The organism is Pseudolysinimonas sp. (genome assembly GCF_049651805.1).
GTDB lineage: Bacteria > Actinomycetota > Actinomycetes > Actinomycetales > Microbacteriaceae > Pseudolysinimonas_A.
Window position 1 is genome coordinate 30,291 of record NZ_JBASCU010000054.1, and the last position, 10,356, is coordinate 40,646.

Below are 10,356 nucleotides of genomic sequence, written 5' to 3' on the forward strand. Positions count from 1 at the left end.
GCGCGGCTACTCGACCACCGAGGGGGGACACCTCGGGTCGGAGGCCCGGGCACCGGTGACGCACAGACCTCCGAAAACTCTCAGGAGTAACGCAATGGCACGTCTTGCCGGCGTCGACATCCCGCGCGACAAGCGCGTGGAAGTGGCGCTCACCTACATCTACGGGGTCGGCCGCACTCGCGCGCTGTTCACCCTCAAGGAAACCGGAATCTCCGGCGATATCCGCGTCAAGGATCTGACCGATGACCAGCTCATCGCTCTCCGCGACTTCATCGAAGGCAGCTACAAGGTGGAGGGCGACCTCCGTCGTGAGGTGCAGGCCGACATCCGCCGCAAGGTCGAGATCGGTTCCTACGAGGGAATCCGCCACCGTCGCGGCCTCCCGGTGCGCGGTCAGCGCACGAAGACCAACGCGCGCACCCGCAAGGGCCCGAAGCGCACCGTCGCCGGCAAGAAGAAGGCAGGCAAGAAGTAATGGCCGCTCCCAAGGCTGCCGCGGGCCGCAAGCCGCGTCGCAAGGAAAAGAAGAACATCGCTGTGGGTCAGGCCCACATCAAGTCGACGTTCAACAACACCATCGTCTCGATCACCGACCCTTCGGGTGCGGTCATCGCCTGGGCCTCCGGCGGCGACGTCGGCTTCAAGGGCTCGCGCAAGTCGACCCCCTACGCGGCGGGCATGGCGGCTGAGGCTGCTGCGCGTAAAGCGCAGGAGAACGGCATGAAGAAGGTGGATGTCTTCGTGAAGGGTCCGGGTTCCGGACGCGAGACCGCGATCCGTTCGCTCACGGCGGCCGGCCTCGAGGTCGGCACGATCAACGACGTCACCCCGCAGGCGCACAACGGCGTTCGTCCGCCGAAGCGCCGTCGGGTGTAGGTCTCGACACGTGCCCTGCGGGCGCTACTCGACCACCGATCGACACGCGCCCTGCGGGCGCTACTCGACCACCGAATTTTCATAACTGAACAACACCGGCGGCTTAGCCACCCGCCGTACCTGACGTGGGCGTCATATGGCGGACGCCCTCGCTGAAAGGAAATACACGTGCTCATTGCACAGCGTCCCACCCTGTCCGAGGAGAGCCTCTCCGAGTTCCGTTCGCAGTTCGTCATCGAACCGCTGGAGCCCGGCTTCGGCTACACCCTCGGCAACTCGCTGCGTCGCACCCTGCTGTCGTCCATTCCGGGCGCAGCCGTGACCAGCATCCGCATCGACGGAATCCAGCACGAGTTCTCGACGATTCCGGGTGTGAAGGAAGATGTCGTCGAGATCGTCCTCAACATCAAGAACCTCGTCGTCTCGAGTGAGCACGACGAGCCGATCACCGCGTACCTGCGCAAGCAGGGTGCCGGCCAGGTGACGGCCGCCGACATCTCGGCGCCGACCGGGGTCGAGATCCACAACCCCGAGCTGGTCATCGCGACGCTCAACGACAAGGCGAAGTTCGAGCTCGAACTCACCATCGAGCGTGGCCGCGGTTACGTGTCGGCGACGCAGAACCGCAGCGAGTTCAGCGAGGCCGGTCAGGTTCCGATCGACTCGATCTACTCGCCCGTGCTCAAGGTCACCTACCGCGTCGAGGCCACCCGTGCCGGTGAGCGCACCGACTTCGACCGCCTGGTCGTGGACGTCGAGACGAAGCCCGCGATCACCCCGCGTGACGCGATCGCGTCGGCCGGCCGCACCCTGGTCGAGCTGTTCGGCCTCGCCCGCGAGCTGAACTCCGCCGCGGAAGGCATCGAGATCGGCCCCGCGCCGGTGGATGCCGTGCTGTCGAGCGAGCTCAGCATGCCGATCGAAGACCTCGACCTGAGCGTGCGCAGCTACAACTGCCTCAAGCGCGAGGGCATCAACACGGTCGCCGAGCTCGTCGCCCTCTCGGAGACGCAGCTCATGAACATCCGCAACTTCGGCCAGAAGTCGGTCGACGAGGTGCGGGACAAGCTCACCGAGATGGGCCTGTCGCTCAAGGACAGCGTTCCCGGCTTCGACGGCGCGCACTTCTACGGCGGCTACGACGACGAGGAGCAGAGCTGAGCCTCGCGGCTCACGCTCTGACGGAACTGAGAGAGAAGCACCATGCCTAAGCCCACTAAGGGTCCCCGCCTCGGAGGCGGCCCGGCTCACGAGCGCCTGCTGCTCGCGAACCTCGCCGCCGCGCTGTTCACGCACGAGAGCATCCAGACGACCGAGACGAAGGCGAAGCGCCTGCGTCCGCTCGCCGAGCGCCTCATCACGTTCGCGAAGCGGGGTGACCTGCACGCCCGCCGCCGGGTGCTCGGGATCATCTCCGACAAGGGGGTCGTGCACAAGCTCTTCACCGAGATCGCCCCCCAGGTCGAAGACCGCGAGGGTGGCTACACCCGCATCACGAAGACCGGCTACCGCAAGGGCGACAACGCCCCGATGGCCGTCATCGAGCTCGTGCTCGAGCCGGTCGTGAAGAAGCCGTCCGCGAAGAAGGCCGCTGCGGCGAAGACCGCTGCCGACAAGCCGGCCAAGGCCGCGAAGCCCGCCGCCGAGGAGGCCCCCGCAGAGGAGGCCCCAACAGAGGAGGCCCTCGCAGAGGAAGCCCCAGAGGGTGCTTCGGACGAAGCTGCCGAGGTCGAGGCTGCTGCCGAGGGCGACGCGAAATAGCACCACCCGTGACGGGCTCGTCGAGTGCGCTGGTCTCCGTTTCCGCGGAGCTGGCGCTTCCGGCGGGCCCGTCGGGCGTTTCCGGACGGCTATTCGTCCGATCGCGCTAGTTGGAGGAGGCGCCTTCCATGACGGTCCCCGCCCTCTCGACTCACTCCGTGACGTTGATGATCATGGTCAGGCCACCGGCGCCGTCGGTCTCGACGTTGTTGTTGGTCGTGTGGTGGTTGATGTGGCAATGGATGAGCCACTTGCCCGGGCGAAGTGCCGTCCAGATGACGTCATACCGCTGACCCGGTCCGACGTTGATCGTGTCGGCCTGATACTGCTGACCGGGGTCGAGCTGGATGCCGTCGACGGCTACCACCGTGAACGGGCCACCGTGGATGTGCATCGGATGGATGGCGACCGGATCGGAGCCGATGAACCGCACCTTCAACGTCTCGCCCACGCGCATGTCGATGGTGTCCGTCGCGGGGTAGGCCTTGCCGTTGATCGTGAAGTAGTTGGCGAGGCCTCCCTCCATCGGCATTCCGGGGTAGGTCAAGCCCTCCCGCTCGAGCCACTGCCCGAGCTGGATCGTGTACTCGTTGTCGGCGGCGACCTCCGCCGTGCGGTCACGGGGGCTGATGATGATCGATCCGTAGAGGCCGAGCGCCTGCTGCCGATCGGCGTGGTCGTGGGAGTGGTAGAAGTAGGTCCCCCACTGCTGCACGGTGTATTCATAGCTGTACGTCTGACCGGGTTCGATGGGTGCCTGGGTGATGTCTGCGGGACCGTCCATCTCGTTCGGCACATCGAGACCGTGCCAGTGCACTGTCGTTGACTCGTCGAGGGCGTTGGTGACCTCGATGCGCACCCGGTCGCCCTCGGTGAACTCCAGACGCGGCCCCGGAACCTGCCCGTTGTAGGCGTAGGCGTCGACCGTCTGCCCGGGATAGATCTCCCACCGGATGATGGAGACGGTCAGTTTGAATACCTTCACGCCGTTGACGATCGTCGGCTTCAGCGGCCGGTCCCCGCGATCATCCGCACCGTAGACCTCGGTGACGCTGTTCGGATCGACGGCTGCCATGTCGACCATGGCCTCACCGGGGGTGTCGCGCGTCATGATCATGCCCGGCGGCATGATCAGCCCGCCGACATCGCGGGCGCTGAGCGTCATGTTGACCGAGTTGGCGGGGGCGATCATTCCCACGATCAGCGCGAGGACCGAGATGCCGGCGATGGAGACGAGTTGCGTCGTGGTGAACCGCAGCCCGGCTCGCGCTCCATCGTGCGCGGGCTTCTCGGGGGCCGACATGTCCATGTCGGCCATCCCACTCATCGCCGACATGTCGTGGCCGGCCTTACTCGACATGGGCTTGCTCTCGGCCTTGGCCTCGGCCTTCGCCTTGGGGCGCAGCGTCATGAGACCGTGCTTGAGGCCGTTCTTGACCAGCCACACATTGACCGGGAGGGCCAGTGCGAACCCGGCGGCGACGCCCACGGCCATGACGCCCCAGAACAGCAGTTGCCACGGTTCCATGGCGCGCATGTCGCGCCCCATCATCAGGAACACCATGACCGGCGCCATGCCCGCCATCATGAAGTTCATGCTCAGGAACTCCGGCAGGAACGACCGACGCACGTTCTGCAGATAGCTGCCTCCCATCACGTTCTTCATGAACAACGACTGGAAGACGAACAGGCCGAAGGCGAAGCCGGCGAGGTACTCGATGATCAGGTCCAGCCACATCGGGAGCCCGAGCGCAGCGGTGATCACCGCGGCCAGGATGATGCCGGTTGCGTCACCGGCGACGCAATGGATGGTCGAGCCGATGCTTTGCTTCCAGAGCGGCTTGGTGAACTCCTCGTGCTCGCCTGGCCGCGGTTCCTTGTCGGCGAGCACATAGAGCAGCAGCCCGATCGGACCGAGGTAGAGCGTGACGAGGATGAAGCCCCACTTCATCACCGCCGGCTCGGGGTTGTTCCGATACTGGTCGATGCCGACATACAGCGTGCTCGCGAAGACGAGTACGAACCAGGCGGCGAGGAAGTAGTCGATCGGCTGGATGAACAAGATCGGTTTCCCTTCTTCAGGAGGCGGCGTGCGACGGCGGGGGAGGGAGGGGCCGGAACTGCCGGAGGCGAAGGCTGTTGGTGACGACGAACACCGAGGAGAACGCCATCGCGGCTCCTGCGAGCAGCGGATTGAGCAGCCCGAGCATGGCCACCGGGATCGCCGCGACGTTGTAGGCGAATGCCCAGAACAGGTTGCCCTTGATGACGCCCAGAGTTCGGCGGGCGAGCCGGACGGCGTCGGCCACGACCAATAGGTCGCCACTCACGATCGTGATATCACCGGCGGCGATCGCCGCATCCGTGCCGCTTCCCAGCGCGATCCCGAGATCCGCGGCCGCAAGGGCGGCCGCATCGTTGACGCCGTCGCCGACCATGGCGACGACGCGACCGTCGGACTGCAGGGCGCGGATCAGCGTGAGTTTGCCTTCGGGGGTGACACCCGCATGGACGTCGTCGATTCCGACCTCGCCGGCCACGGCATGCGCGGCTCCGGCATTGTCCCCGGTCAACAGGATGGGGTGCAAGCCGAGCGCTCGCAGGCGCGCGACCGCCTCGGAACTGGTCACCTTGACGGTGTCACGCACGACCACGAGTCCCTGCAACTCGGCGTCGCTCGCGACCGCGATGACGGTTGAGCCCTGTTTCTCGTGATCGACCGCAACCCGTGCGAGTTGGTCAGGCACCGCGATCGACCACGCCTCCGCCAACCAGGAGAGGCGACCGGCGACGACGAGCTGCCCGTCGATCAACGCCCGAACCCCGAACCCCGCCTCGGACTGGAATTCAGCGACGACGGGAAACCGCCCCGAGTCGCGAAGGTCGCCACGGTGCACAATGGCGCGGGCGATCGGATGTTCCGATCCATCCTCGACGGCGGCGGCGAGACGCAACACCTCATCCGGTTCCGCGCGGCCGGCCGGAATGACCGCGGCCACATCCATTCGCCCCGTCGTGATCGTGCCGGTCTTGTCCAGCACCACCGTGTCGATCGTGCGAGTCTGTTCGAGCACCTGCGGCCCACGGATGATGACGCCGAGCTGGGAACCTCGCCCGGTGCCGACCAGCAGGGCGGTCGGGGTGGCGAGCCCCAGAGCGCACGGGCACGCGATGATGAGGGTGGCGACGGCTGCCGTGAATGCCAGCTCGACATCGCCGGCGGTGATCATCCACACCACGAACGTCGTCAGGGCCAACCCGATCACGACGGGCACGAAGACGGCCGAGACGCGGTCGGCGAGGCGTTGCACCTCGGCCTTGCCGGTCTGAGCCTCCTCGACCATCCGTGCCAGGCGGGAGAGCTCGGTGTCGGCGCCGACCGTCGTCACCTCGACGAGCAGCCGACCGCCGACATTGATGGTGGCGCCCGCGACGCGGTCACCGGGCTGCACTTCGACGGGTAGGGACTCGCCGGTCAGCATGCTCATGTCCACCGCGGAGGCACCGTCCACGACGAGGCCGTCGGCGGCGATCTTCTCGCCGGGCCGGACCACGATCGTGGCACCGGGCAGCAGTGCCGAGACCGGCACGCGGGTCTCGATGCCGTCCCGCACGACGGTCGCGTCCTTCGCGCCGAGTTCGAGGAGAGCGCGGAGGGCGGCGCCCGATTGGGTCTTTGCCCGGGCCTCGATGTAGCGTCCGGCCAGGATGAAGACGGTCACTGCCGCGGCGACCTCGAGGTAGAGCTCCGACGCCCCCGCCTCGGGTGTGCCGATGAATCGGAAGGTCATGTGCATGCCCGGCATGCCGGCCATCCCGAAGAAGAGCGCGTACAGCGACCACCCGAACGCCGCGAGGACGCCCACGCTGATCAGCGTGTCCATGGTCGCCGCGCCGTGCCGCGCATTGATCGCCGCGGCGCGATGGAACGGCCACGCTCCCCACACGGCGACGGGCGCCGCGAGCGTGAGGGCGAGCCACTGCCAGTTGGTGAACTGGAGCGCGGGGATCATCGACATCAGCACGACGGGAACCGCCAAGCCGGCGGAGACGATCAGCCGATGCCTGAGTTCGGCGACTTCTCGATCTGCGGGGCTCGTCGGCTCGGGGTCATCGGCTGCCGGCGGAGTCGGGAGGCTCGCCGAATACCCGGCTGCTTCCACCGCGGCGATGAGGATCGCCGGATCGACGCCGGCGGAGCTGATGCGAGCCCGGTCGGTCGCGTAGTTCACCGACGCCACGACGCCGTCGATCCGGTTCAGTTTCCGTTCGATCCGGGTGGCGCAGGACGCGCAGGTCATGCCCCCGATCTCAAGATCGAGATCGGTGGTCGTCACCAGTTCACGCCGGCGTGAGGGAGTAGCCGGCTTCGGTCACCGCATCGCGAATCGCGTCGGCAGGGATCGGCTTCGAGCTGACCACCATGATCCGCGACGCTCCGCCGGCGTTCAGGTCGACGCTGACGCTCTCCACGCCGTCGAGCGCGGTCACCTCCTCGGTCACGCTCGCGACGCAGTGACTGCACGTCATGCCATCGACGAGGTAGTGCTCGCGAACGGCGGACTCGCTGATCGCCGCGGTTTCGCCGGCGGGAGCGGCCGCGGCTCCGTGACCGTGGTCACCGCAGGAACAGGAGTGGTTCGCTTCGGTGAGGCCGAGGTCGTGGGTGGCGTGGTCTGAACACATGGATGTCGTTCCTTCTCTGTGGTGCGGAGTGGTGATACCCCCGTGGGGTATGACCCTACAGCGCAGCTCGCCGATCCGCAAGGTGAGGACGATCATCCCGGCCCGCACCGCTAGAAGGGCGTCGGAAGGGAGAGGTCGGCGGACTCGTCACGGAGAGGCGGCAGCGCAGCCAGGCGTTCGACCGCTTCGCGAACGGCGCCGGCGAAGATCCCTGCGCCGATCGGGCCGAAGTGCACCTGGTCGCGAGCCATCTCCTGCAGGTAAGGCTGGACGGCGCCGTACCAGTTCGCCAACTCGACGTTGCGGTAAACGCGCGCGAACGCGGACAGCTCGGCGTTGACGCCGGGAATCCAGCCGCGCGGCGCTTGGGCATTCACCAGGATCAGTTCGCGCGTCGGGCCGAGGATTTCGCGGACCTCCTCGAGCGTGCGGCGATCGATGGGGCCGTTGGTCCCCAGGGCGATCACGACGACCGGGCGCAGCGTGCCGGCCGACTTCTGCGCCTGCACGACGGCCGGGGCCGAGTACATCGAACGGGAGACGGCGGCGTCGATCGCGATGCCCGGGTACGCCTCCTGGAGGGCGGGTGCGGCGGCGAGCATCACGGAATCGCCGATCGCCGTGATCTCGTCGCCGGTCGTGACGGCGTCCTGCTCGGCATCCTCGGTCGCGGGCGGTGTCGTCGTCGCGTCGTCGATCGCGTCCTGTCCGGCTTCGATGTAGGTCTGCGCCTCGCCACGACCCGGGTCGGCGACCAGAGCGGCGACACTGGTTCCCGCCAGACCGGTCATGAGGAGCATCGCGAATGCAGCGCCGAGCGCCCGTCGGCTGCGTGGAGGCGCGTCGAGTACCGCGCGCGCCGTCGCCCGAAACCCGTGCCGGCGGATCGGCTGTTCGATGAACCGGTACGACAGCCCGGCCGCGACGACGGTGATCGCGAGCGCGATCACGCCGCGGGTGACCGCATCGACACCCTCGCGCGGCCCCGCGGGGTAGGCAGCGCCGACGAGCACGAACACCGGCCATTGCCACAGGTAGAGGCCATAGCTGCGCAGCCCCACCCAGCGGATCGGTGCGAACTCGAGCGCCCGGCCGAGCAGCGAGCCGGGGACGAGCAGCGCGGCGATCGCGACGGCGCTCAGCACAGCCACTGCGGCCAGACCGCCGCGGTACGCGAGATCGAGGTCGCCGTTCATCACCACCGACAGCCCGATGAGTGCCGCGATCGCCAATGTGCCGGTGAGATCCAGAGTCCAACGCGCCGCCCGCGAGGTGAGCCCCGTCGGCACATCTCCCACGGTAACCACGCCGCGCCCGAGCATGAGCACGGCGAGGAATGCTCCGACGGCGAGCCCGAACGCGTGGGAATCGGTGCCGTAGTACACCCGCGTTGGATCGATCGACGAATACGAGACGCCCATCCAGACGGCCGAGCCGACCGCGAGTGCCCCGATGAGTGTCAGGCGCGACCACCGCGGGATGCGCACGAGCACGAACACCACGAGCAGGGGCCAGCCGATGTAGAACTGCTCCTCCACGCCCAGCGACCACAGATTGCGGAACAGCTCGGGTACCGTCGCGTCGAAGTACGAGGCGCCTTGCGCGATGAACACCCAGTTGCTCGAGAACGTGAGGGCCGCGAGGACCTGGCTGCCGAGCCCCACCAGCACGTCCCCCCCGACGAACAGGGCCGCCGCGCAACCGGCGAGCAACAGCACGACGAGGGCGGGGAGCAGCCGGCGAGCGCGCCGGGTCCAGAAGCCGCGCAGCGAGATGCCGCCGGTGGTGGCGCGCTCGCGTAGCAGAAGCGTCGTGATGAGGAACCCGCTGACGACGAAGAAGATGTCGACGCCGAGGTAACCGCCGATGAGGGTTCCAGGGAAGAGATGGAAGACGATCACGGTCGCAACAGCGAGAGCGCGGATGCCGTCCAGTCCCGGCACACGGAAGGTGCCGCGCGCGGCGGTGGGACTCGGCGTCGTCGACTTCATGCGGAAGATGTCAGCAGGGGAGGACTGACGTGAACCAGGGTATCCCGGTGCGGCAGACTCGTCGCGTGGTGCGCATCCGACTCGACCTCGCCTATGACGGCGGCGACTTCACCGGCTGGGCGAAGCAGCCCGGCCTGCGCACCGTGCAGGGCGAACTCGAGCTGGCGCTGGCGACGATCTTTCGTACGGTCGGGTCGGCGCCGACGCTCACCGTCGCGGGGCGCACCGACGTCGGCGTGCACGCCACCGGTCAGGTTGCCCACGTCGAACTCGACGACGCACAGCTCGCCGACCTCGATCGTCGGCGTCGGGGAGGCCCCGCGCCGCGCGGGCTCGACGCGCTCGTGCGGCGGCTGAACGGCATCGCCGGTGCAGCCGGCGACGTGCAGGTTCAGCGCGCGACACTGGCGCCTCCCGGGTTCGACGCTCGCTTCGCCGCGACGTGGCGCCGCTACGAGTACCGCATCGCCGATGCCGCCGCGCTGCGCGACCCCCGCCGGCGCGGCTACGAGGTGTGGCATCCGACCACCCTCGACGGGGACGCGATGGAGACCGCCGCCCGCAGCCTTCTCGGACTGCACGACTTCGCGTCGTTCTGCCGCCCGCGCGAGGGGGCGACGACGATCCGCACCCTTCAGGAGTTCACCTGGGCTCGGGATGCCGACGGCGTGCTCGTCGCGCACGTGCGGGCCGACGCCTTCTGCCACTCGATGGTGCGGGCCCTCGTCGGCGCATGCCTCGCGGCGGGCGACGGGAAGCTCAGCGCCGGACGGGTTACCGAGCTACGAGAGGCGACCGCGCGTACGAGCGAGTTCGTCGTGGTTCCGGCGAAGGGACTCACCCTCGTCGAGGTGGGGTACCCGCCGGATGAGGAGCTCGCCGCACGTGCCGAACAGACCCGGGCGAAACGCTCGTCGTAGTGCCTCACGTCAAGATGCTCGCGAAAGGTGGGTGCGTGCCTCACCGGGTTTTGCTCGCGAGATTCCGGCGCTGAGCGCGGTGGTCTTGGCAGCGGCGAGGTGGATCAGGCGGGTTTGGATCG

At 67.9% G+C, this 10,356-nt stretch carries 9 protein-coding genes; 5 read left to right on the forward strand and 4 right to left on the reverse strand.

All coding sequences use genetic code 11. The features are described 5' to 3' along the window. Positions 1–94: 94 nt before the first annotated feature. The 4 genes from rpsM to rplQ all read left to right on the forward strand — a co-directional run bounded on the left by rpsM (position 95) and on the right by rplQ (position 2,637). Positions 95–475 (forward strand): 30S ribosomal protein S13, encoded by a 381-nt coding sequence (gene rpsM / locus WBL06_RS13820; protein WP_424457005.1) that lies wholly within the window; start codon positions 95–97, stop codon positions 473–475. Beyond that, positions 475–876, forward strand: a complete 402-nt coding sequence (gene rpsK / locus WBL06_RS13825; RefSeq protein ID WP_191283556.1) for a 30S ribosomal protein S11 — start codon at positions 475–477, stop codon at positions 874–876. The genes rpsM and rpsK overlap by 1 nt, the downstream gene beginning before the upstream one ends. A 168-nt stretch (positions 877–1,044) precedes the next feature. Further along, positions 1,045–2,037, forward strand: a complete 993-nt coding sequence (locus WBL06_RS13830) for a DNA-directed RNA polymerase subunit alpha (RefSeq protein ID WP_424457007.1) — start codon at positions 1,045–1,047, stop codon at positions 2,035–2,037. Positions 2,038–2,079: 42 nt separating this feature from the next. Next, positions 2,080–2,637 (forward strand): 50S ribosomal protein L17, encoded by a 558-nt coding sequence (rplQ, locus tag WBL06_RS13835; RefSeq protein WP_424457008.1) that lies wholly within the window; start codon positions 2,080–2,082, stop codon positions 2,635–2,637. Between the two features lie 151 nt (positions 2,638–2,788). On the opposite strand, the gene WBL06_RS13840 is transcribed toward rplQ, so the two are convergent. The 4 genes from WBL06_RS13840 to WBL06_RS13855 form a co-directional block, all read right to left on the reverse strand. Next, positions 2,789–4,699 (reverse strand): DUF4396 domain-containing protein, encoded by a 1,911-nt coding sequence (locus WBL06_RS13840; RefSeq protein ID WP_424457010.1) that lies wholly within the window; start codon positions 4,697–4,699, stop codon positions 2,789–2,791. A gap of 16 nt (positions 4,700–4,715) precedes the next feature. Further along, positions 4,716–6,974 carry a heavy metal translocating P-type ATPase gene (locus tag WBL06_RS13845; RefSeq protein ID WP_424457011.1) on the reverse strand — a complete coding sequence of 753 codons (2,259 nt, stop codon included), beginning with the start codon at positions 6,972–6,974 and terminating at the stop codon, positions 4,716–4,718. Positions 6,975–6,978: 4 nt separating this feature from the next. Further along, complete coding sequence (locus tag WBL06_RS13850) at positions 6,979–7,323, reverse strand: heavy-metal-associated domain-containing protein (RefSeq protein ID WP_424457013.1); 345 nt, start codon at positions 7,321–7,323, stop codon at positions 6,979–6,981. 110 nt (positions 7,324–7,433) lie between these two features. Further along, the gene (locus tag WBL06_RS13855) at positions 7,434–9,314 is read right to left on the reverse strand and encodes an acyltransferase family protein (protein WP_424457015.1); all 1,881 of its coding nucleotides are present in this window, start codon (positions 9,312–9,314) and stop codon (positions 7,434–7,436) included. 68 nt (positions 9,315–9,382) lie between these two features. On the opposite strand from WBL06_RS13855, the gene WBL06_RS13860 reads away from it, so the two are divergent. Then, a complete protein-coding gene (locus WBL06_RS13860; RefSeq protein ID WP_424457019.1) occupies positions 9,383–10,234 on the forward strand; it encodes a tRNA pseudouridine synthase A in 852 nt (283 codons plus the stop codon). Positions 10,235–10,356: the final 122 nt, after the last annotated feature.